Below are 22,331 nucleotides of genomic sequence, written 5' to 3'. Positions count from 1 at the left end.
AAGAAAAGTTTCGTAAATTATGTAAATTATTTACTTATCACATTACCACTTCTGCTTGCTTTTGGTATATGCTTTTCTCTTTTTGTAACGCGTGTTGAAATAAAAACACCCAGTATAACGAGCACACCGCCCGCTCCTTGATACCATGCCAGTGTTTCGTCTATAAAAATAACGGCAAAGATTGCAGCAAACACAGGGATCAGGTTCAAAAAGACTCCAGCTTTACTCGGACCCACCCGCTCAACCGCCGTATTCCAAGACATGAACGCAACGATTGATGCAAAGATTCCGGTATACAGGATGGTTGCAACAGTACCATATGACCATACTATTTCTTCTGTTTGCATCTCACGTATGGAAAATGGCAGCAAGATGAGTATGCCAAGAAACGCCGTTACTATGAACGTGCTGTATGTAGGGAGAATTCCCGCATATCTTCGTATAAGGAGCGAATAGATGCTCCAGCAGATCACAGCTCCGATCACGATTAAGTCACCTTTATTAAACGACAACTGAAGTAAAACTGTGATTGAGCCTTTTGAGATAATAAATAAAAGTCCAATGAGTGAAATTAGGGCTCCAGCTATCTGTTTTGCGTTGAGCTTCTCTTTCAGAAAAACAAACGACAATAGGAAAAGCAGAATCGGCGTTGATGTGTTAACGATGGATGCATTAATGGACGTCGTAAAGTGCAAGGCGATGTACAGAAGCGTATTAAAGCCCGTGATTCCAGTAATTGATAAGATGAGGACGACTTGCCAATGTTTTTTTAGCATCTGCCATTCTTTTCGTAAAAATGGTACAGCAAACGGAAGGAAAATGAGAAACGCCGTACACCATCGCAAAAAAGAGAGTGTTACAGGCGGTAAACTGCTCGCTATGGCACGTCCGATCACAAAATTTCCGCCCCAGATTAAGTTTGCTACCACTAAAAGTACATACGGGTTAACTTTTTGCACGGTGTGAATCACCTCTTTTTTGAGATTAAGTCGTTTTGAGCTTCAATAAGGTCATTTTCAAAGTAGATTAAGTCTAATCAGCCACGCATTAAGTCTAAACAGCTACCAATTAAGTCTAAAATCAAAAATAAAGGCCATTCGACAAACGGTGAACATAAAACATCGCCTGCCAGAGTCCTCCTAATCAGCAACTTCAAAAATCATTTTCTCCCACTATAGCAGACTACCTTTTAAAGTAGATATGGTCATTTCGCCTCAATCTAAAATTTGTAAGCTTTTTTCCTGTAAATCCACTTTGAATGCTGTACAATGGAAATTAAAATCATTGAAATACTTTACTTTATGAAGTAAAAAGCAGAAGAAAGAAGATGACATAATGAAAGCGTATCGGACGTATGTGATTTTATTCCTGGTGATGGTGGTGTGGGGGTTAAACGTAACAGCGACGAAAATTCTGGTTACGAACTTTTTGCCTGTTACAATCACTGGAATACGTGTTCTAACGGCGGGATTAACCGTATTTCTGCTTCTCTCTATTATAAAAAAAGTGCGGTGGCTGACGAAAAAGGAGTTTTGGTATGTCTTTCTGGCATCTATCTTTAACGTTGTCGCGCATCACTATTTCCTTTCGATCGGTTTAACCGAAACGACAGCCACGAACGGCGGGTTGATCATGGGAATGTCGCCGCTTCTCACGACCATTCTCGCTATCTCGTTTTTAGGAACGCCTCTTACTCTCTTAAAATCGATCGGACTTCTGCTTGGGTTCTCAGGCGTTGCGTTTATCGTTTTAGAAGGAAACAGTCAGGTAGCAGGGATCTCGTTCGGTGATGGATACATTTTATTATCTGTACTCACGCAAGCTGTAAGCTTTATCCTCATCAAGCGCGTGGCGCACACGTTAGATCCTCGACTCATGACCGGCTATATGATGGTGATCGGTTCACTGTTCCTGATCGTGATCGGATTGATCGAAGAGCCACAAGGATTTGCAGGTGTTGTTGAAAATTCGACAGTTTCGCTATGGCTGATCTATTTTGCTTCAGCTTGTATTGCTACGGCGGTGGGTCATATGCTCTATAATGAGGCGATCGGTAAAATTGGAGCATCAGAAGCTTCAATCTTTATTAACCTAAATCCATTTTTCGCTCTTGTGGGTGCATATCTCTTTTTAGGTGAACAGATCTTGTTTCAGCATGTTTTCGGATTTCTGCTTATCATCACAGGTGTCCTCTTAGGATCTGGAGCTGTTGAAGAGATTCGGAACAGGAGATTGCGCAAAAAACACGCGGCATAGAATGATTTATTGAACATAAAAACGACCAGAGATTAAAGATCTGGTCGTTTTCCTTAGGCTGTTTTCTAAAAAATGTTGCTTTTAAATCTTTTATTTCCTTCTTTGACTTTTGATTGGAGTGGAAGATGCGAGACTCCTGCGGGACAGGCGGGCAGGTGAGACACTTATACGGAAACGTACAAATGTGGCTCACCGTCTGCCCCGCGGAAAGCGAGCATCTGGAACGGAAATCAACTACTTTCAAAAGCAACAAGGAATACGAAAACATTTATTACAAACTAGCAGAAGCTGCTTTCTTCTTCCGTTTCTGCAGCACCACATTTTGAATCGTTAAAAATACATTCCCGACCATCCAATAAAGAGGCAGAACAGCGGCCAGCTTCCATGCCGAAAACAGGATAATGATCGGCATCACGTAACCCATCATTTTTATTTGCGGATTTGAAGCAGCAAGCTCAGTTGTACTCATTTTATATTGGATGAAGGTGGTTAACGCCGCTAACACTGGTAGCAGATGCAGAGGATCTGCTGTTCCAAGGTTAAACCAAAGAAAGTTGTGCAGAGCAATCTCTTTCGTTTTAATGATTGCATAATAAAATGCAAACAGAATCGGCATCTGGATCAAAAGGGGCAAACACCCCATGGATAACGGATTGACTTCATGTTTTTTATAAACAGCCATTAATTCATTTTGTAATTGCAGATGAGACTCTCGATCTTTTCCTGTGTGCTTTTCACGTAGCTGTTGGATCTCCGGCTGAATCTTCTTCATCTTTTCCTGATTTTTCGTTTGTCTCAATGTTAACGGCATGATCAGGAACCGTATTACCACGGTTAAGATGATGATCGCGATGCCATAGCTATCGTTAAACAGATACGCCACATATTGGATGAGCTTTGAAAACGGGTAGATGAAAAAATGGTTCCACACACCCGGACTTTCTGCTGTAATCGGTGCGTTATTGCAGCCGGATAATAGAAAAATAGCAAGTAATGAAAGAATGGATACATATTTCTTCAATCTTTGTTCCTCCTTGTTTTTAAAAAAATTTAAGCAAACAAGGAGTAAACGTGCCCTTCTTTATCATCTGGTGTTTCTTTTCTAAACATTGTCCGTGCGATCTCGTCTCGAATAAAGCAATAGTTTTGAACGAGGTGAGAATCGTTCATCCTCTTCTCGGAACTTAGCCTGTCCTGTTTCACATGGTGATTTGATCTATGAACAAGAGATTGATTAACGACCGAAAGCTGCTTAGCAATAATGAACGTTAGTGCGATACTAATGGATAAAACTAATGCGTCCGTTTGATAGATCAGATCAAAAAACTCCATAAATCAAATCACCTCCTATACTTCATTATACAGAGTTTTCACCCTATAAATCTATGATATAGAGATTTCGCCTCTGTCGTATTCTTCGTGCCATGAACAAGTGCGCGTCCGTCTTTAAAAAGAACGAGGCGGTGACTTCCACTCTGAAGCTCTAGTAGGTATGGATTACAGCGAACTTCACCATGAGGCAGTAATCTCTTTTCCATCTCTCCCAAATCAATTTCGATTGTATGAGCCGGACGGATCTGAACGGTATCCCGCCCGCAAAGAACAGCTGTTTTTAACGCAGCACCTTTCTCTAAGTAAGGATACGTAGGGTTAGCCCCACAAGATGGACAATCTACCTTCTTCGCTTTTCCCATCCCTAATTGAACATGCTGATTCGTCCACGTATCAAATGTTACGATCTTCTTTCGAATGGATGCATAGTCTTCAACTAAAATCTTTAACGCCTCAGCTGTTTGATAAGCGGTGACCATCTGAACGGCTGGAGAGATAATTCCTGCCGTATCGCATGTTTGGCCGTTCGCTGGAATCTTATCGAGCAAACAGTTCAAACACGGTCCATCTCCAGGTAAAATCGTGTATGAGATGCCATAGCTCCCAACACACGCCCCATAAATCCACGGTATCTCATATTTCTGAGCTAGATCGTTAATCAACAAACGCGTCTCAAAGTTATCCGTCGCATCCATGATCAGATCGATGCCAGAGATTAATTCTTCTGCTTCCTCGATCCCCATGTCCATCACATGTGCTTGAATTTCTACTTCAGAATTAATCTGGTTCAATCTATTTTTTGCAGCTACTACTTTTGGCAGCTGTCTCTTCGCATCTTCTTCAGAATAGAGCTGCTGACGCTGAAGGTTCGTCCAATCCACATAATCGCGGTCAACGAGAACGATCCGTTTCACCCCTGCACGTGTAAGTGCTTCAGCGCTTCCTGCACCAAGCGCACCTGCTCCAACAATCAGCACGCTTTTTGTTCGTATTTTTGCTTGCCCATCTATACCGATCGGGCTAAATAATTCCTGCCTTGAATAACGTTCATTCACTTCACACTCAACCCTTCTAAAGGACTGCTCGCTGTTGCCGTTTCTTTTCTCGGGATTCTTCCCGCTTCATACCCTAGCTGCCCTGCTTCTACAGCCATTTTCATCGCGAGGGCCATCTTCACAGGATTCTTCGCACCCGCAACGGCAGTATTTAACAGCACACCGTCTGCTCCGAGTTCCATCGCGATCATCGCATCACTCGCACTGCCGATACCTGCATCAACAATAACAGGGACCTTCGTTTGCTCGATGATGAATTTTAAATAAAGCGGGTTGATGATTCCTTGCCCGGAACCGATCGGAGAAGCGGCAGGCATGATCGCATGTGAACCCAGCTCTTCTAATCGTCTAGCGAGGACCACATCATCTGAAGTATAAGGAAGCACGATGAATCCTTCTTTTAAAAGCTCTTCTGTTGCTTTTAACGTTTCCACTGGATCCGGCAGCAGCGTTTTGTCGCATCCGATGACTTCTACTTTTACCATATCACATAATCCCGATGCTTTCGCCAGTTTTGCGATTCGAACCGCTTCTGCCGCTGTTTTCGCACCTGCTGTGTTCGGTAACAATGTGTATTTTTTCAGATCAAGCATCTCTAAAAAGTTGGGCTGACTCGCTTCAAAGATGTTCATTCGACGAACTGCAAACGTCAAAATCTCAGAACCAGATACCTCTACCGCTTCTTTTTGTGTTTTAAAGTCCGGGTATTTGCCTGTACCTAAAAGTAATCGTGATGAAAAGGAATAATGTCCAATGTTTAACATACAATCAACCTCCGCCAACGAATCGAACAAGTTCGATCTTATCGTTTTCTTTTATTTGAGTTTCTCTTTGTTTTTGATTATCAATAATATCTTCGTTCACTTCTGCAATCACAACTTGGTCATGTAAGTTAAGGTGCTTCAGCAAATCTGTAATTGACTGCAAAGAGTTTGGCACCATGACCTCTTCTCCATTTATCATAAGTTTCACGAACTGTGTACCTCACTTTTCATATAGTCGGCAATCCTTTTTCCAGTAATGGCGGAAAGCAGAATGCCGTTTCGGTAATGTCCTGTCGCAAGAATGAGCCCCTCTTTATGTGGAGAAGGACCGATATAAGGTTTACCAGATAGCGTTTGGGGCCTGATGCCTCCCCATGCTTTTTCAAAACTAGCACCACTTAGTTCAGGAACGATCTGTTTTGTCTTCTCCATCAATTCAAAGAGACCTGAAAATGTAACTTCTTCATCAAAGACGTGTGGTGTACTTGTCGCGCCAACAAAAATTCGGTTTTCCCGCTTTGGAACGAGGTAACAGTTTTTGTATTTTACCGTACCTGTGAGCAGTGGACGCTGTGTTTTAAAAGAAAGACATTCCCCTTTTACCGGCACCATTTTTAGTGAAGGTTCTAGATCAGAGCTCCACACCCCACAAGCTACTATGACGGAATCAGCAAGAAACGTTTCCTTTGTTGTTACGACACCTGTTACCCTGTTGCCAGTTTGGAGAAGCTGAACCACACTGGTATGCTCTCTAACTTCAGCTCCGAGAATTTTTGCTGATTGATAAAAAGCTTGGGTAAGTTTAACAGGTGACACTTGAGCATCTTTTGCATAAAAGAGAGTTCCTTTTACAAGTGAGGATATCGAGGGTTCTTTCCTAAGCAGGTCTTGTGCTGGGACCCAGAACACTTCTTCCCCTTGATCTTGACGCTTGCTCGCTTCTCTTTTTAAATCAACCGCTTCTTCCTCTGTAAAAGCAAGTTCATAGATTCCCTCCTGAATTAACTCGATGTCTATTCCACAAACGTTAAAAAGCTCCTGTGATAAAGAACTGAAGGAATCCCGACTTTCTTTTGCTAGTAGATAGAGGGGATGATTCGTCTCAAACTCCATCTCTGCACCAAGCATGCCAGCTGCAGCACTTGACGCCTTGCTTCCTATGGTTTCTTTTTCAAGAAGCAGCACACGTTTGTTTTGTTTACAAAGCTCATAGGCGATGGAACAGCCGATCACGCCGCCTCCAATAATGATGGCATCATACGTTGTGCGCATCCCACACCTCCAGTTGTTGTTTGTACAGTTTTACAGCTTGTAGTGGTGATTTTGCTTCTAAAACGCCTGACATGATGGCGATTCCAGATGCACCTGTTTTAATGACATTCCGTACGTTTTCTGGTGTGATGCCTCCGATCGCGATGACCGGAAGTGTAGTTTGATCTACTACACGTTGAAGCTGATCTAACCCTCTTGGCTCCGCATCACGTTTAGAAGCCGTCTTAAAAATATGACCATACATGATGAAGTCGGCGCCGTTTTGTTCAACATCCTGTGCTTCTGAAACGGAATGGACGGAGCAGCCGATCATCATTTCAGGCAGAGCTCTTCTCACTTGTGACACATCTAAACTGTGATGTGTCAGCTGAACACCTTTTACGCCTGTGCAAAGTGCCACATCCACTCGATCATTTACAATGATTTTAGTGAAAGGAACTCCTGCTTTCTGAAGACGTTCGATAAGATGACTGACTTCCTTGGCAGACTTTGTTTTTTCCCGTACATGCAGCATCGTCATATACGGATGAATGCTTTCCGCTATAGTTACTAACTCTTCAACGCTTTGCCTTCCCGTAGTAATCACATGAAGCTGTTTTTCCACAATAAAAAACCACCTCCTTTAAGCAGCAAAGAGGTGGTTTCACAGTTTTTAGTATTTATAGCGAAGTATCTGATCCACACACCACTTCCCTACGCTGGTTCTAACCAAATCAGGTTCCAAGGGTCTTAAAGTTCACTTTAATCTCAGCCTTAACAAAGGCACCCCTAGTGGTGAAATACTATTTAATTGTTATTGGTACATCTATTTTATCGTTAACTTGCGTTCATAACAATAGATGTCACATAATAGGTGAAACGAAATCCAATTAAAATTTTCTGCCTTCTTTAATAAGAATCTTAACTACTTCACTTTCGTTTTTAGCAGAATCTGCTGCACTTACAAAAATGACAGAATGATTCTTCTGTTTCTCCATTTTCACTATGAAGTTTCCATTTTCATCTGTTGCAGCAAAAGAAATCACATTGCCTTCAGCATCTTTCACAAAAATAGTTGAATTAATTTCTGCTGTTCCAGCTACAGCTTCCTTTGTTACTGAAGTTAAAATTGGTGCATCCGGTGCCGTTTTATCAACTACCGTTACAGTTGTTACTTCAGATTCGTTGCCAACTGAATCAGTTGATGTTACTTCTAATACAGTACCCGCTTTTTGAACTGGGATTTCAACTGTAAACACCCCTTCCTCTGTCGCTCGCCCTTCTGACAACAACTCACCGTTCGCAAGTATTACGATGGTTGACATTGATTCTGCTGTTCCTTTTACCTCTGTATGCTTATCGCTTACTTCATTCACTATAGGTGCATCCGGTGCAACTGTATCATTATTTATAAACAACTTCCCGAATTCAGCAGGGTAATCTTCTGCATTGTATGTGTATATAGCTTCGTTTCCGGCCAAGTCAAAGATCCATACTCGTTTTACAAGCCATTCACCATGTTCGGCATCCTCTGGAACAGAGATTCCAATGTGCATTAATCCACTTTCATCTAAATAATCGGTGTTGCCTTTAATGGATTGCTGACCACTTGGACTTATAAGTTCTACCTCAACAAAGGCGGGGACAGTTTGAGTATCCTCTGCGTAAACCGTCAATCTTGCTTCCTCGTTACCTTTTACCTCAGGCTTCTCAAATACTATTTTGTTTACAGTTGCTGGTGTTGTATCAAAATTATCGGATTCAACCATAAATTTACTGAATGTATTTGGATAGTTTTCAGGTGAATATTTTGCATCTAAAACATTTCCTGCAAAGTCTTTAGCAATAATTTGACTAACTCTCCACTCACCAGGTTCCGTAAAGGGAGGAATATAGAAGTCTCCTCTAAAGTTGCCTTCTTCATCTACATAGAGGTTTGAACTTGTTTTTCCTCTTCCAGTTGGACCTTCTAAAAAGATTTCAATATTTTCTACTCCGCTGTTATCATCACTAGCTACAACTCTAACCGCATTTGTTTCTTCTGACCTAACCATATCTTTTTCAAAAGTTATTTCTTGAATTGCTGGTGCTTGATTATCTTCGTTTGAATTTTTTATTGCAAAAGAGTCAAATTCATCCGGGTAATCTTCTTCATAAAACTGATGATCCTCATTTCCGGCATTGTCCTGTGTATATACACTCCATACCTTAAATGTTGAACTTTTCATATAAGACGGTACTGTGAACGATGTAGCGAATGCACCGTCTTCGTTAGGGTAAATACCATCAACATAGATTCTTTGATTAAAAGAGTTCCTTAATTCAACCGACAGATAGTTAATACCAGACAGATCATCCTCAGCATGAAGGGTAATGGTGTTCTCTTGACCTGCATCAACGACTTCCTTATCAAATCGAATACTAGATACGGTTGGTGCTGTGTGGTCTGGATTATTATTCTTCACTTGAATTGTGCCGAATGATGCCGGATACTCTTCACCATTTAAGTTATCCCAATAATATTGATTTCCTATCCTGTCAGATGCATTGATCCAGCTTACTCTCCACTCGCCTGAATCACTATATGGCGGAACCCACCATGTTGCTTCGTATGTTCCTTCTCCTGATTTTACAAAGTTAAATACATACTCATATCCCCGAGCGGTTGTGTTGAAAAGAGCTAGATTAATAGATTCTGAATCTATCCCCGACTCATCACTTGCGGTTACCGTTACTTTGGTAAAGCCGCCCGCTTCTACTTCTTCTTTATCAAATGTAATTGCATCTATTGTTGGTGCTGTTACATCGGGATTTTTCACTTCGTTCAATATAGTAAAATCATAGTTTTCGGGCTGATCAATTTGTTCTCGTGAAAATGTACTGCTGTTATAGCTATCATCATATAGATAAATGCTTTGAAGCTCCCATGTTCCCACTTCTTCCATTGACGTTGCCGTAAACTGGCTTGTCCAATGATCTGGTCCAGACAACTCAATTACTCTTTCCTCTCCCTGTGGAGAAAGATAAGTAAGGCGTGCTTCTAACATAAAATAGGCAGAATCTGGTGCGTAGAGATCAAACCATACCTGCTCATTTAATGCCGCTTCCTTAGGACTAACTGTTAAACTTTGATACGTTGGATAATCTCCGTTTGCAAAACTAGTAAAAGGAAAACTACTAATTACTAAAATCATCATTAAGAACAAAGAGCTCAATTTCCTTTTCAACACGTCTTCTCCCCTGTCATTTCATATCACTACTTTCATTATCATACAATAATTAATGGAAAAATAAAGATATATTTTGATAATTTTAGTAAATGTTATTATTCTTAAATGTGTTTTATTATTGCTTATATACATGTAGTATGGAGGTGGATTTCCCAGCACCAACAACATAAAGAGGTCACTTAATAATCGGTATGTTCAGCCTGGTTATGTTTTCGGCCTGTAGTTAACATGTATTGTGTTTTTACGGTACGTGTTCTTATATTTATTACACGTTCGCTCAAACTCAGCCGGTTATCACTCATAACGCCCTCCGTTTCGCCCCATAGACCCTTTATTTCGCTCCAACTGACCATAGTTTCGCTCAGTACATCTGCCGTTTCGCTTTAACACCATTCAACCCTCTTTCACACATTAAAAAAGCAATCTAATTTTCCATAAAAAATGATAATTTAGCTCAAATTTAATCATGAACGACGTTTAATTTGGATTTTTTTATAAAAATCATAGATATAAATCAAGCTTGAACATTCTTTGAGCTAAAACAAGACCCATTTATGTGAAGAGACAATAAAAAAGACGCTGCCAAATATTCAGGCAGCGTCTTTATATCTCTACAGCAACAAATACGCGATTGGAGTGGCCAAAATCAATGCCAAAACCGTGCGCTGGAACCAGATCCATACGAGCTGAGGTACACTGATCGGAATCTCTGTTGATAATACACATGGAATGCTTGCGGAAAAGAATAGGATGGATGCTACGGATACGACACCGATTACAAACTTTGTGACAAGTGCCGCCTCTGCTACTAAGAGGGCTGGGAGGAACATTTCAGCGACACCGATTGAAGCTGCTTTTGCTGCTAGCATGGCATCTGGAAGCTGCAGTGCCCATGTGATTGGATAAAACACGTAGCCGATCCAGTCAAATACCGGCGTGTATTCGGCGAGCAGCAAGCCGAGCAGCCCTACGCTCATGATGGAAGGCAGAATGCTCATCGCCATGACGAAGCCGTCTTTTAAGTTAGACCAGATATTGTTCAAAAATGCCGGAGCGCTCTGTGAAGAATCCATTGCGCTTCTCCACGCAGTTTGCAGGTATTTCTCGTTTACGACTTCCTCTGGCTGTCCCTCCCCACCAACATACGTATCATCCATTCTGCTTAATGGACGAATCCGAACCGTAATCGCCGTTACTAAGAACGTAACAACGAGCGTCGTCCAGAAGTAGGTGTTCCACATTTCCATAAGCCCTAACGTTTTTGCCACAATGATCATAAACGTTGCAGAAACGGTAGAGAAACCTGTTGCAATGATTGCTGCTTCTTTTACCGTATACTTTCCTTCTTTAAACACGCGGTTCGTGATAAGTAGACCGATCGAATAGCTGCCGACAAATGAAGCGACGGCATCGACTGCTGATCTGCCCGGCGTTTTCCAGATGGGTCTCATGATTTTTTGCACAAGCACCCCAATGAACTCCATCAGACCATATCCAACAATAAACGCTAGAAAAACGGCACCGAGCGGAACGAGCAATCCAACAGGAATCACGAGTTTCTCAAATAAGAACGGCCCCATGTTCGGATCGCTTAACCAGCTCGGCCCCCATTCAAAGTAAAGCAGGACAGCTGCAACGAGTCCTACAACTTTTAATAAAGAGAACGTAGTTGTGACTCGGTCTTTGTTCCACGTTTTCGTGTAGAACGGATAAACAGCACCGAGCAATATGACGAGCAATGCATAGAGTGGCACTGCTTCACCCGCCGTATCTCTTACCCACGTTACAAGGTGATCGAGTGGGATCGACGACTTTCCTTTCACTGTGATCGGAATGAAGAACATGAAAATACCAACTGCACTGAACAAAAGAAATTTTAACGAATGAGACCAAGAACCCGCAGTTTTCATTACTTCCAACTCCCTTTCCGTTTGATAAGCCTGGACTTGTCAGGCTCTCTTTACATCTTATCGGGACAAAGTTCGAAATATGACGAGTCGTGCTTGTACAATTTTTATAGGTTATCTTCCCTTTTTGTGTCTTTATATGTCTGATGACAGCGTGTCTAGGGAATAACATTGACATAATCAAAAGAACAGGAGTGTTTTGTGAATGAAGTATTTTATCAATGTGAACAAAAGTGTAGAAGAAGAGTATGGAAAGATGTTTGTATATGATCCTGAACGCAACAAGGAGAACGAAGACGAGCTGGAAGTGTTAAACAATCTTGACGAACAAGATAAAGGAAAACCATATATTTTTCCGAAAAGCTTCTTGTTGGAGGTTTCAGCTGAGGATTATGAGAGGTATGCTGAGGCGAAGAGAAGTAATAAAGATGTAAAACATGTGACCGGTAACATTTTAAAGAAGTATCAGAATTAGATATTTAAAAACGAGTACTCCTTATGGAATTACTCGTTTTTTGTATAAAAAAAGATGCCGCTCCTCAAGAGAAGCAGCATCCTTCCAAACTAATTCTTATTAATCGTCATAACGATATCTTTCGTGTTCTTTCCAATCGCGCCGCCGTCATTTTTGAAAATAGTAGTTTTGTTTTCTTCTGACGGTTCGATATGAATGTTCAGCTTGTTCTCTCCTGCACTCAAGTTCACCGTGTGTGAGAACGTCATGTCATCATTAATCGTAACCGGCTGACCGTTAATCGTCATCACACCTTCTTTGATGGCATTTCCTTTTAGTGTGATCGTGTCAGAAGTTACGGTCTGACCATCCGTATGAGAGGTAACGACAACCGGCATATCGATCCATCGTAAGATCTTATCTTGAACGACCATCGCATTGCCACCTTGGTTCGTAACAACAAAGCTCAGGTCTGTTCCTGTTGCACCGTATCCGTAATAACTTACATCATCATCGTTCGAATTACTCGGTGTATGGTCAGCAAGACCCTCTTGATCCCAAGAGCTGTTCTTTGCATATTTGTACGTAATCACTTCACCTTCTTGCGCTTCGAACGTATATTCATAATCATTTGTTACAGCGCCGCCACGCGTCATCTTCCACGCGCCAGTGTTCCAGCCGTTCTTGCTACCTGGCATCGTAACATCCACGCCTTGTGGTGTGTAGGCTGGTGCGTTTACTTTCATTGTGACTTTTACCATAACAAGATCTGGTGTTACTTGAACGGCGTTCGACTTCACGCTGTTACCGGCTTTGTCGTAGATGTGAACTTCGTAACTGTAGACTTTTCCGTTCGTTACGTTCAGATCTTTGTACGTTGTGGTACTCGTATCAAGAACTTGGTCAATAACTTCTCCATCACGAATGATCGTGAACAGATAAGGCTCGTTCGCTCCTTCTACAGACCACTTCAGATTCACTTGTCCTGACTCTTGCGCTGGTTCTTCTAATGTTACAGATGTTGCAGGAGCAGTCGTGTCATCGCCTTTTGTAAAGGTAACTGTCTTTGTTTCACTTGTGACCCACGTTCTGCCTAGATCGGTTGAGAACGCGTAACGATATTGATACGCTCCTTCTTTAAAAGGTAAGAAATCTGCGCTAAACGTGTTATATTCTCCGTTTTGAGCGGTGTACGTTCCTTTGTGAGATGTCCAGTTCGTCTTGCCTGGCTCTTTTACTTGCAGCTCACTCTGTAATCCTTCTGCAAGATCCGTCTCTGTTTCACCTGTGATTTTGATATCTGCTGTAACGGTTTGTGGCTTAGATAGGTCGATCACGCCATTCTTTAACGCTGTTACATTTGAAATGCTATAGTTTCCGTTCTTTAACGCCACATGCGGAATCGCGGCTTTTGATTCTGTTTTTAGAGATTCATTGTTGTTTTTATCGATTGCAACGACTGCAAAATAATACTTGCGTCCGTTGTCCAAGTTATCGATCTTGATTGAGTTGCCTTTCGTTTCTGCTACCTTTTCATAAAAAGCACCAGAGATTGTGGTCTGATAGATTGCGTAACGTTTTGCGTCACCTTTCCATGAAAGCGAAACAGAGTGACTGCTTTCTGACGCTTTTACATCTTTCACCGCTTTTGGCGCTTTCAGATTCTGGTGCTTATCCGAAACGAGCATACGACCACTCATCGCAGGAACGGTTACTGTTAGCTTTCCATCCTTTACAGCTGTTTTGTACTTTTTGTTCAGCTGATCTGTTAGCTTTACGTTGTTTACGATCAGCTTCTTCACGTCCAGTTCAACGGTCTTATCTTCGTTGCCGCGGTTTGTGATTACAAGAGCTGCATTTTTCTTATCTGTACGAGCGTATGCTAGCACATCTTTTTCAGCGTATAGGTGGTGAAGCTCACCATAACTGAAGAGATCGTGGTAATCACTACGTACTTTTCCGATGTTTTGATAGTGCTTTACAAGATTTTTGTCTTCAGAGCCCCATGGATACGTTCTGCGGTCATCCGGATCTTTAGAGCCTGTAACGCCCGCTTCATCTCCATAATAAAGAGTCGGTGCGCCCGCATAACCCATCTGTAAGATCGCCGCAAGCTTCAGTCGCTTCACACCTAGCTCATGATCGTACTTCGGATCCAGCTCAGCACGCTCGTAAGAATCTGTTCCGTTTCCAAGGATAAACGCTGCACGAGGTGTATCATGAGATCCCATCAAGTTCATTAGCGCATAAAACGCTTCTTGTGGGTAATCTTCAAACACTGCGTTCATCTGGTTCTCGGCACCTTCTGCGTTACCGTTCTTCAAGTAATCGATCATCGCTCCGCGGAAACGATAGTTCATTACCGAATCATACAGATCGCCAAGGAAGTATTCAGACGCATCATCCCAGATCTCACCTAGGATTAATGGATCTTCTTTCTTACCTTCCTTAAGTTCTTTTCGGAACTCTCTCCAAAACTCTGTATCTACTTCGTTCGCAACGTCCAATCGCCAGCCTGATGCACCGCGATCTAGCCACGATTTTGCAGCAGAATCCTTGTCATACATGATATAGTCTGCGAACGGCTTGTTGTTCAACTCAGAATCATAGTCTACCGCTTCACCTGGAACCGATTTGATCTCAGGAAGTGAGTCAAAGCCCCACCACGCCTGGTATTTATAAACACCGTTCACTTTTTCGTTCTCGATGTTAAACCAGTTATGAAAGCCGTATGGACTAAACTCTTGTCCTTCTTTCTTGAACTTCGCTTCTGTTTGTTTTTTCGCTTCTGTTTCTGTTAGACCCTTCGTACTCATCAGGTCGTAGATGTTTGCCCAATATTCGTAAGCTCCGACCGTTTTATATTTTCCGTAACGGTCAAAATAGATCGAATCGTCTCCAACATGGTTGAATACCCCATCAAGGATCAAATGCATCTTGCGTTTTTTCAGTTCTTTTGTAAAAGCCTTAAATTCTTCTGGTGACCCAAACATCGGGTCGATCGCTTTATAATCTGTCGCATCATACTTATGGTTAGATGCCGCATGTGCGACCGGATTCAAGTAGAGAGTATTGACGCCAAGTGACTCGATATAGTCTAATTTCTTCTGAATACCAGCAATATCACCGCCAAAGAAATCGTTCGACCAGATCTCGTCTCCGTCATATCCTTCTGTTTCTGCTTGACGAGGATTATCAGGGAGCTCATTCCAATCTCTGTGCTCGATCGGTTCAGTGCCACGTGCTGTTGTTTTAGCCGTATCGTTCTTTTTGTTTCCGTTATAAAAACGGTCCGGGAAAATCTGATACACAACTGATTCTTTCATCCAGTCAGGTGTTTTGTAAGACGGATCGTACACCGTCATCTGGAATAGTGCAGCGTTTGTATCTGCGGCTGTTCCTTTTCCACCTTCACCCGTATCTTCTCCATATTCTTTTACTGCATCTCCATCGCGCGCGGTGAATTTATAGCCGTACACCCCTTTTTCTTCAGGTGTAACCGTAGCTTCCCACAGCTCGATGTCTTCGCCATTCACTGTTGTCCAACCAGCGTTCACCATATCTTTTACCGTTGTATTGCCAGAGTTATAGTTACGAAGATATAGCTTCGCGCCAGTCAGGTCGCCCTTTTTCGTTTGCAGGCGGAGTGTTACGTCTTGTCCAGCTTTAATCGCTCCAAACGGCGCACGAAACGCTTCGTTCCATGTATCATGGTGAAGCTTGCCCGCGTTCACGCTGCCATCAGGAAGACCCGCGTCATAGTTCGTATACACTTCTTTTGTGTCATGGTTGTAGAAAAACGTAATCTCTGCGTCTTTCAGTACATTTAATTTCATGTTATCTGCCGGGTAATTTGGGGCATCCCAATTGTTACCGAGCACTACTTTAAATTCATGTTTTCCTTTTGGTACTTGTGCGGTGTATGTGTAGATGTTGTCACCGTCTTCATCTTGTAAAAGGGCAGTCGATTCACCAGGCGTCCACTCGCCGCCTGCTCCGATATCCGGCTGAATATCGCCTACGATTCTCGGTGTTTTCTCAGCAGGAAGTGGTTCTGGAATCGTTAATTTATGGGTCGTATCGTCGTAAACAAATGTCACTTCTTTTTCCGTGTCGATCGTCAACTTATAGTTGTCGCCACCTTGTTTTCCGTCCACTCCATAGTTCTCATCCCATGAACCATTGATCGCAACCTTGTATTCATAGGTTCCGGCAGGAAGTTTTCCTGTAAGCTTGTACTTTCCGTTCGGTTGAAGTTCCATTTTTGTAGCTACTTCTGCCAGATTCCAGTCACTAGAACCACCAAGTTCAGATTGCAGATCTCCAACAAGCGTTACGTTGCGCTCTACTGCTTTTGTTGAAGATGGTTGTATGAGTAATGCAGATGCAAACGTTTGCAAAATTAGCGTAAAAAGCAATAACCAAGAAACCGTGTTGCGAGATTTCATTTTCCTCACTTCATTTCCCCCTTTTAGTGGTGTGCAAATTAGCGAAAGCGTTTGCACAAATACTTTTAAGATAACGCTTTCATTATTTTTATTATGCCATGTTTTTATATATTGGAAATGAGCCGTTCGGCTGATAAAACTGTTTATAAATAGTTAAATATTCTTATGTTTTCGACATTTCCAAGGTGGTAGAGGGGTTGGAAATATGAAGTTGATAGCTGTTTACTTGTTTTTTAAGTCAAGAGTGAAATCTGAGGGTTATGGAGCGAAACCAGGGGTTTATTGAGCAAAACGATGGTTATTTGGAGCGAAACAAGAGATGTTTGGAGCGAAAAGCGGCCATGTTTGAGCGAACGTGTAATAAATTAAAAAACACGTACCGTGAAATTTTATAAGATGCACGCACCTTGCAGTGAAACTTACTCGTCCCATGTCAAATTACTTCAAACAACAAAAAACCGGGTCCTCTCTGGAAGGTAGAGGCCCGGCATTTCTTTTCTTATTCAGCTGACTCTTCCGTTGATTCCTCATCTGTTGAAGTTTCTTCATCTTGAGTATCAGATTGTTCTGTGCTTGTATCTTCTTCAGTATTTGTGTCTTCCGCGTTGCTACATGCAGTGATCAAAAATATTGCCAAAAGAGATGCTCCGATTTTAGCCAAAAACGTTTTGCTCATTGTTCAATTGCTCCCTTCGGATTTTCATTATGATTTTTGCATGAGTATGGGATTTCTCTGTCCCTGTTCAGAATATATCATGAAAAAAACCCGAAAAGACGCAATTTACCAAGTCATAACCAACACTTTACAATTCTAAAATCAGCTTTATATGAGCTTAACAATCAAACATCGTAATGCAGCACATATTGCGGCCCGACTGGACCATGTTTGATCTGACCGCGATCTACAAAGCCTACTTTTTCGTAAAGCTTTTTTGCTGGATCGTTCTTAAAATTTACGGCTAGAATGAGTTCGTTCACTTCTGGAAAGTGTTTGGAAACAAACAGTGGTAGCTGCAGCATCGCCTCTTTTGCGTACCCTTTTCCTTGCTGGGGATGATTGATGGATAGCGCACGAATCACCATCGCGTTTGGGTTTGCGGTAAAATCTCCAATGTTTTCACCGATATGCAGGACGAAAAAACCTACTGTATTGCCGTTTTCCTCAATAACCACAGGATGACGACCCCGATCTTTTTCACACTTTTTTAAGGCATCACTAGGCATAGCCGTGAATTTTTCTTGCTCCTGAGGTAAATAAAATGCGTTTAACGAGTCTCGATGTATCTCATTAAAGAATGTAAGTGTAATGTTTGCCATCTATGTAACTCCTGTTCAGTTTTATAGGGTAACAAGTGATTCTGCAGCTTCCAGCCACGTTTTTGCCATGAGTTCGTTTCCTTTTCGTCTCATATGTACACCGTCTGTTGTTAAGGACACATCTGGCTTTTTGGTTAGATGGTTGAGGAAAATTTCATGCGTAGGTACGAGCACTGCATCAAATTCTGTTGCTAACTTTCGGACCACTTCCACATAAGGAATCAACAGCTGATTTCCTTGAGATCCTGTGTTTTCTTTTATGATCGTAGGTTCCATAAGGACAAGTTTTGTTTTTGGTGAAAGCTGCGTTAACAACTCCCGATACACTTCCTCAAATTTAGAAGCATCCACCTGCTCCAATTGAGGGCTGTCGAGCTGTCTCCACACATCGTTGATTCCGATGGAAACAGATAAAAGATCAGGCTCAAGATCAATTACATCTCGCTGCCACCGGAAAGCGAGGTCTGTCACGCGATGTCCGTTCACCCCTTTATTGATCACCGTTACTTCCTTTGGTAAGACCTCTTTAATCATGCGAACGTACCCATCCCCAAGTCGATCTGGATCTGTGTTTTTATTTGAAGCTGTGATGCTGTCTCCGATAAAAATAATCTTCATAACCATTTCCCTCCCTGTTTTCTTTATTCTATTTTATCATGTTGAAGTGAAATGTTAGGTTTTAGAGGATTTTACATTCTTTCTTTGAATATCTATAAAAAATCCTTTTTTAAGGAGGGTAAATCATGCTTGAAACAGCGGTTCAGCAGCCGAAAACGTTAGGTCAAACGGAAATGAGACCGTCATACCGAATGGATTTGCGCCAGTATCGAGACAGAAAAGAATATGAAAAGTTTGTAAAAGTAAATACGGTGAACGATTGGTCCACTGTGACGTGGAAAGACATTGGCAAACCGTATGAGGTGACTACTTTCTCAAAAGAAAAAACAGAGTGGGAAAAAACACACGGTGAGATGCTTCCGGTTCATACATCCTGGACGATGTTCAACCAGTCGTTTCACGAATGGTTCTCTAAGGATGTTCCCGCTGAGATCGGAGAGAAAAAGGGTGCATTTTTGAAAAGTTTAACAAGCTTTAAGCCTAGCGAAATAAAGACAGCTCTTGGTGATTACGTGCGGATTCACCTCTGGAATTATGTGCACCGCATTCAGGACGGCATCTGGGATCCGCGCGGAAAGAGAGCTTTGTTCGAGGGACTGGACGTGGATAAACCTCGCATTCTATTTTTGGGTGCCGCTGAAGGATATGAGGCGATGCAGCTATCTGCGATGTACCCTGACGGTGAAGTGGTGATGGTGGATTACGATCCGTTCTGTCGAGATGCACGGTTCGCAGAATTTCCTGAATCTTATCCGTTTTTGGGGAAAAATTCACGAACGGGCGGAGATAAAGTTTATTATAAAAACGACTTCAACATTTCATATGTTGTAGATGATATCCGCAATCTGCCATATGGTAGAGAGTTCGACATCGTGCTCAGCGTTGGGTTGTTAGAGCATTTTCCAGATTCTATGAAAGCTGAAGTTGTTGAGTGGCATCGAAAATTCTTGAAACCGAGCGGCTATATCGTGATGACAACACCTCGTGCGCAAATGCGTTCCAAGCTATATTACGAGATCATGGCGGATGTGATGAACCATACGTACCGCGAGCTGATGACATTAGAGCAGATGGGACTCTATCTGCATGAAAATGGTCTGGAGATCATGCGCCATGGGTACATCAAGGTGCATAACGGGATCGTGGCGAGGGCGAAATAGACTTCAAACCTGGAGGGAGCTCCAGGTTTTTTATTTTGATTTCGATGGAAGATTTCCGGTCAGCAAGTTTTCTAAAGTAGTGTGATCAAGCAGATCGGCAACAACATCTCGAACGAGACGCCATAAAGGCTGTAACAGACAAGCTTTATCTTCTAGCGGACAATATTCATAGGCTGTAACGCTCACACAGCTCATCGGAGCGAGCGGTCCTTCTATATCACGAACAACTTCTCCAATACAAATCTGTGAAGGCTCTCTTTTTAGCGTATAACCTCCACTTGCCCCTCTTTTACTTTTCACATAGCCTAAGTTTTTTAAAAGTAACAGGATCTGTTCCAAGTAATTAGAAGGAACAAGGGTCTCTCTTGCAATATCCTTTGTTTGAACAAGCTGCGGGTATTGTGCACCTAACACGATTAACGCTCGAAGCGCATATTCTCCTTTGCTCGAGATCTTCATACCCCTCCTCCTTCCCATCTCTATCACTCTATGGTTAACCGTTCGATATATTCCATGATTCGTCCATTTATTATGCGGTGCCGTAACGCTTGTCCCTTAAGCCTCATACCTTATATAAAGGCGACTTCGTTTATCAACAATGTCGTCAAAGGCAGCAAAGGGGAAATGGAAGTTGGATTTTATACAAAAAATTGAGCGTGTATTTCGCACGTTTTCACACATAAATAGAGAAGATGCAGAAAATATCTTGCTACAGCTCTCTCCTACTTTTCAGGATGTAGAGAAACTATTAACAACTCCACAGGACTTGGAGTATGGAAGGAATGTAATTTTTAAAAATGAACTTTTCGAGGTTCTATTAATCTTCTTACCTCACTTCTCAAAAACGCTCGTGCATGATCATGGGTTCTCTTCAGGATGGATTTATGTTGTGGACGGTTCTGTGTTAAATCTTCTGTATGCGAAGGAAAAAGATGGTGTGAAGTATGAGAGAAATGAGTATTACCAAGAAGGTGAACTGTTTTCTGTGGAGGGAGATACGACCCACGCCATGTACAACCCTTCGCTCTCAGCCACGGTGACTCTTCATATCTATTCTCCTCCACTCGGGACTGGGCAGGTGTACAAGCCGCATGAATAACTATGGTGAATCATTTATTCATAGCTTAAAAGACGCCCGTTCGGTTTGGCTGAACGGCAGTGTGACAGATGTGACGACAGATCCTCATTTTGCTGGGACATTATCTACCATCAGCTCTTTATTCAATATGATGAGTAGTGCTGAGCATCAGGATAAGATTAGCGTAGTGCAGCATGTTAGAGAGCAACAGCAGCGCATACACACGTCTTTTCTAGTTCCTCATTCACAGGATGATCTGCTAAAAAGAAAAATCGCTTTTGAAACTTGGAGCAGAGCGACTTCAGGCGTGATGAGCCGGTTGTCCGATTATGCCCGATCTCGTTTAACAGGATGGTACGGAAATCGTTTGGCATATGACACTTTCGATAAGCATTTTGCTGAAAAAATAAAAACGTATTATGAAACAGCACGAGATGAAAACCGTTTTCTAACGGTTGTTCAGCGAGATCCGCAGATTAACCGGAGTGTGAGTGGCGAGATTCTTGCCGAAGAACTTGGCCTTCTCCGTATCACACGAAAAACAAGTGAAGGGGTGTATGTTAGTGGTGGCAAGATGATCGCTACAGCCGCTCCGTATTCCAACGATCTCATCGTATTTCCTGTTGCAAAATGGGGTGAAAAGGAGAAGACGTTGGCTAGTGCGCTGATTGTTCCGGCGAACAGCAAGGGATTGCATATGATCTGCCGCGCAGGGTTTGATTCTGGGAATGTGTCGCGTGCTGATTATCCGCTTAGTTCCGCTTTTGATGAGATGGACGCGGTCCTGATATTTGATGATGTATTGATCCCATGGGAAAGAGTATTATTGTACGAAAATCCAGACGCGGTTTGGCAGTTCAAAAATGACCCTGTCGCCAACGCTCTCGCCTATCATCAAGCGATCGTTCGTCTTCAAGTAAAATTGGAGTTCACTGCTGCGATCGGGCATGCAATTGCAGAAAGCATCGGAGCCAATCAGTATTTGCACGTACAAGAAAAATTAGGTGAACTCCTTATGCAGAGTGAAACGATCAAAGGGCTTGTCATTGCGAGTGAATCGGCGGGTAAGTGTAATGGTCAAGGCATCTTTCTACCGCACTTTTCGTTTATTGAAACAGCAAGAAATCTCGGTACCACTTATTATCCGCGCGCGATCGAATTATTGCAGTTGATCGGAGCAGGTGGATTCATGCAAACTCCATCCGTTATCGCTGATTTCGATGGACCGATCGGCCATATGTTGGATAAGTACTATAAGGGTAAAAACGTTGATGCTGTTGAAAAGACAAAATTGTTTAAATTAGCGTGGGATTTGATAGGCAGTTCGCTAGGCTCGAGGCACGAATTGTACGAGCGTTTCTATGCCGGCGATCCGATTCGAAATAAAGCCGCTCAGTATACGGGGCATGATAAAGCGGCTCTTAGGAAGATGCTTGATTTGTATTTGTAATAGTTGATGAT

General features: G+C 42.3%; 20 protein-coding genes and 1 riboswitch. Of the genes, 5 read left to right on the top strand and 15 right to left on the bottom strand.

The window, feature by feature from the left end:
* Nucleotides 1–26 precede the first annotated feature (26 nt).
* Nucleotides 27–959 (bottom strand): DMT family transporter, encoded by a 933-nt coding sequence (locus FS458_RS01545; RefSeq protein WP_144697046.1) that lies wholly within the window; start codon nucleotides 957–959, stop codon nucleotides 27–29.
* Nucleotides 960–1,335: 376 nt separating this feature from the next.
* On the opposite strand from FS458_RS01545, the gene FS458_RS01540 reads away from it, so the two are divergent.
* Nucleotides 1,336–2,256: a DMT family transporter gene (locus tag FS458_RS01540; RefSeq protein ID WP_144697043.1), complete on the top strand. Its 921-nt coding sequence runs from the start codon at nucleotides 1,336–1,338 to the stop codon at nucleotides 2,254–2,256.
* A gap of 271 nt (nucleotides 2,257–2,527) precedes the next feature.
* Here the strand turns inward: FS458_RS01540 and yidC are convergent, their stop codons facing one another.
* The 9 genes from yidC to FS458_RS01495 all read right to left on the bottom strand — a co-directional run bounded on the left by yidC (nucleotide 2,528) and on the right by FS458_RS01495 (nucleotide 11,798).
* Entirely contained in the window at nucleotides 2,528–3,277 is a 750-nt protein-coding gene (gene yidC / locus FS458_RS01535; protein ID WP_144697040.1) for a membrane protein insertase YidC, read from the bottom strand.
* 29 nt (nucleotides 3,278–3,306) lie between these two features.
* Entirely contained in the window at nucleotides 3,307–3,588 is a 282-nt protein-coding gene (locus FS458_RS01530; RefSeq protein WP_144697037.1) for a hypothetical protein, read from the bottom strand.
* 38 nt (nucleotides 3,589–3,626) lie between these two features.
* On the bottom strand, nucleotides 3,627–4,643 hold the full coding sequence (locus FS458_RS01525; protein WP_144697034.1) for a MoeB/ThiF family adenylyltransferase: 1,017 nt from the start codon (nucleotides 4,641–4,643) through the stop codon (nucleotides 3,627–3,629).
* Nucleotides 4,640–5,407: a thiazole synthase gene (locus FS458_RS01520; protein WP_144697031.1), complete on the bottom strand. Its 768-nt coding sequence runs from the start codon at nucleotides 5,405–5,407 to the stop codon at nucleotides 4,640–4,642. The genes FS458_RS01525 and FS458_RS01520 overlap by 4 nt, the downstream gene beginning before the upstream one ends.
* 4 nt (nucleotides 5,408–5,411) lie before the next feature.
* Nucleotides 5,412–5,606 carry a sulfur carrier protein ThiS gene (gene thiS, locus FS458_RS01515; RefSeq protein WP_231607380.1) on the bottom strand — a complete coding sequence of 65 codons (195 nt, stop codon included), beginning with the start codon at nucleotides 5,604–5,606 and terminating at the stop codon, nucleotides 5,412–5,414.
* 5 nt (nucleotides 5,607–5,611) lie between these two features.
* Nucleotides 5,612–6,679 (bottom strand): glycine oxidase ThiO, encoded by a 1,068-nt coding sequence (thiO, locus tag FS458_RS01510; protein WP_144697025.1) that lies wholly within the window; start codon nucleotides 6,677–6,679, stop codon nucleotides 5,612–5,614.
* A complete protein-coding gene (tenI, locus tag FS458_RS01505) occupies nucleotides 6,663–7,283 on the bottom strand; it encodes a thiazole tautomerase TenI (protein ID WP_144697022.1) in 621 nt (206 codons plus the stop codon). The genes thiO and tenI overlap by 17 nt, the downstream gene beginning before the upstream one ends.
* Before the next feature lie 69 nt (nucleotides 7,284–7,352).
* Nucleotides 7,353–7,459: riboswitch (TPP riboswitch) on the bottom strand.
* Between the two features lie 89 nt (nucleotides 7,460–7,548).
* Nucleotides 7,549–9,885, bottom strand: coding sequence for an Ig-like domain-containing protein (locus tag FS458_RS01500; RefSeq protein ID WP_144697019.1), 2,337 nt, complete (start codon nucleotides 9,883–9,885; stop codon nucleotides 7,549–7,551).
* A 614-nt stretch (nucleotides 9,886–10,499) separates the two neighbouring features.
* Entirely contained in the window at nucleotides 10,500–11,798 is a 1,299-nt protein-coding gene (locus FS458_RS01495) for a YjiH family protein (RefSeq protein ID WP_144697015.1), read from the bottom strand.
* Nucleotides 11,799–12,000: 202 nt separating this feature from the next.
* Here FS458_RS01495 and FS458_RS01490 point away from each other — a divergent pair, with 202 nt between their 5' ends.
* Nucleotides 12,001–12,270 carry a hypothetical protein gene (locus tag FS458_RS01490; protein WP_144697012.1) on the top strand — a complete coding sequence of 90 codons (270 nt, stop codon included), beginning with the start codon at nucleotides 12,001–12,003 and terminating at the stop codon, nucleotides 12,268–12,270.
* A gap of 89 nt (nucleotides 12,271–12,359) precedes the next feature.
* Here FS458_RS01490 and FS458_RS01485 read toward each other — a convergent pair whose 3' ends face one another.
* From FS458_RS01485 to FS458_RS01475, 4 genes are all read right to left on the bottom strand, one after another.
* Complete coding sequence (locus FS458_RS01485; protein ID WP_144703187.1) at nucleotides 12,360–16,697, bottom strand: alpha-amylase family glycosyl hydrolase; 4,338 nt, start codon at nucleotides 16,695–16,697, stop codon at nucleotides 12,360–12,362.
* Between the two features lie 499 nt (nucleotides 16,698–17,196).
* The gene (locus FS458_RS20505) at nucleotides 17,197–17,373 is read right to left on the bottom strand and encodes a hypothetical protein (RefSeq protein WP_156499221.1); all 177 of its coding nucleotides are present in this window, start codon (nucleotides 17,371–17,373) and stop codon (nucleotides 17,197–17,199) included.
* A gap of 164 nt (nucleotides 17,374–17,537) precedes the next feature.
* Nucleotides 17,538–18,014 carry a GNAT family N-acetyltransferase gene (locus FS458_RS01480; protein WP_144697009.1) on the bottom strand — a complete coding sequence of 159 codons (477 nt, stop codon included), beginning with the start codon at nucleotides 18,012–18,014 and terminating at the stop codon, nucleotides 17,538–17,540.
* A gap of 21 nt (nucleotides 18,015–18,035) precedes the next feature.
* On the bottom strand, nucleotides 18,036–18,632 hold the full coding sequence (locus FS458_RS01475) for an SGNH/GDSL hydrolase family protein (RefSeq protein WP_313957511.1): 597 nt from the start codon (nucleotides 18,630–18,632) through the stop codon (nucleotides 18,036–18,038).
* 125 nt (nucleotides 18,633–18,757) lie between these two features.
* Here FS458_RS01475 and FS458_RS01470 point away from each other — a divergent pair, with 125 nt between their 5' ends.
* Nucleotides 18,758–19,792 carry a class I SAM-dependent methyltransferase gene (locus FS458_RS01470; RefSeq protein WP_144697003.1) on the top strand — a complete coding sequence of 345 codons (1,035 nt, stop codon included), beginning with the start codon at nucleotides 18,758–18,760 and terminating at the stop codon, nucleotides 19,790–19,792.
* Between the two features lie 30 nt (nucleotides 19,793–19,822).
* Here FS458_RS01470 and FS458_RS01465 read toward each other — a convergent pair whose 3' ends face one another.
* The gene (locus FS458_RS01465; RefSeq protein ID WP_144697001.1) at nucleotides 19,823–20,251 is read right to left on the bottom strand and encodes an RrF2 family transcriptional regulator; all 429 of its coding nucleotides are present in this window, start codon (nucleotides 20,249–20,251) and stop codon (nucleotides 19,823–19,825) included.
* Between the two features lie 172 nt (nucleotides 20,252–20,423).
* Here FS458_RS01465 and FS458_RS01460 point away from each other — a divergent pair, with 172 nt between their 5' ends.
* Both FS458_RS01460 and FS458_RS01455 read left to right on the top strand, forming a co-directional pair.
* Nucleotides 20,424–20,891: a cysteine dioxygenase gene (locus FS458_RS01460; protein ID WP_186320410.1), complete on the top strand. Its 468-nt coding sequence runs from the start codon at nucleotides 20,424–20,426 to the stop codon at nucleotides 20,889–20,891.
* The gene (locus FS458_RS01455) at nucleotides 20,884–22,320 is read left to right on the top strand and encodes a 4-hydroxyphenylacetate 3-hydroxylase family protein (RefSeq protein WP_144696995.1); all 1,437 of its coding nucleotides are present in this window, start codon (nucleotides 20,884–20,886) and stop codon (nucleotides 22,318–22,320) included. The genes FS458_RS01460 and FS458_RS01455 overlap by 8 nt, the downstream gene beginning before the upstream one ends.
* Nucleotides 22,321–22,331: the final 11 nt, after the last annotated feature.

Source organism: Fictibacillus phosphorivorans, assembly GCF_007673525.1.
Classification (GTDB): Bacteria; Bacillota; Bacilli; order Bacillales; family Fictibacillaceae; genus Fictibacillus; species Fictibacillus phosphorivorans_C.
This window is presented reverse-complemented; position numbering and strand designations above follow the sequence as displayed.

Bases quoted from the DNA above. Each gene is read 5' to 3' on its own strand.
- FS458_RS01540 (WP_144697043.1), top strand. From the start codon at position 1,336: ATGAAAGCGTATCGGACGTATGTGATTTTATTCCTGGTGATGGTGGTG.
- FS458_RS01530 (WP_144697037.1), bottom strand. From the start codon at position 3,588: ATGGAGTTTTTTGATCTGATCTATCAAACGGACGCATTAGTTTTATCC.
- FS458_RS01520 (WP_144697031.1), bottom strand. From the start codon at position 5,407: ATGTTAAACATTGGACATTATTCCTTTTCATCACGATTACTTTTAGGT.
- thiS (WP_231607380.1), bottom strand. From the start codon at position 5,606: ATGATAAATGGAGAAGAGGTCATGGTGCCAAACTCTTTGCAGTCAATT.
- thiO (WP_144697025.1), bottom strand. From the start codon at position 6,679: ATGCGCACAACGTATGATGCCATCATTATTGGAGGCGGCGTGATCGGC.
- FS458_RS01495 (WP_144697015.1), bottom strand. From the start codon at position 11,798: ATGAAAACTGCGGGTTCTTGGTCTCATTCGTTAAAATTTCTTTTGTTC.
- FS458_RS01490 (WP_144697012.1), top strand. From the start codon at position 12,001: ATGAAGTATTTTATCAATGTGAACAAAAGTGTAGAAGAAGAGTATGGA.
- FS458_RS01485 (WP_144703187.1), bottom strand. From the start codon at position 16,697: ATGAAATCTCGCAACACGGTTTCTTGGTTATTGCTTTTTACGCTAATT.
- FS458_RS20505 (WP_156499221.1), bottom strand. From the start codon at position 17,373: ATGAGCAAAACGTTTTTGGCTAAAATCGGAGCATCTCTTTTGGCAATA.
- FS458_RS01480 (WP_144697009.1), bottom strand. From the start codon at position 18,014: ATGGCAAACATTACACTTACATTCTTTAATGAGATACATCGAGACTCG.
- FS458_RS01475 (WP_313957511.1), bottom strand. From the start codon at position 18,632: ATGAAGATTATTTTTATCGGAGACAGCATCACAGCTTCAAATAAAAAC.
- FS458_RS01470 (WP_144697003.1), top strand. From the start codon at position 18,758: ATGCTTGAAACAGCGGTTCAGCAGCCGAAAACGTTAGGTCAAACGGAA.
- FS458_RS01465 (WP_144697001.1), bottom strand. From the start codon at position 20,251: ATGAAGATCTCGAGCAAAGGAGAATATGCGCTTCGAGCGTTAATCGTG.
- FS458_RS01455 (WP_144696995.1), top strand. From the start codon at position 20,884: ATGAATAACTATGGTGAATCATTTATTCATAGCTTAAAAGACGCCCGT.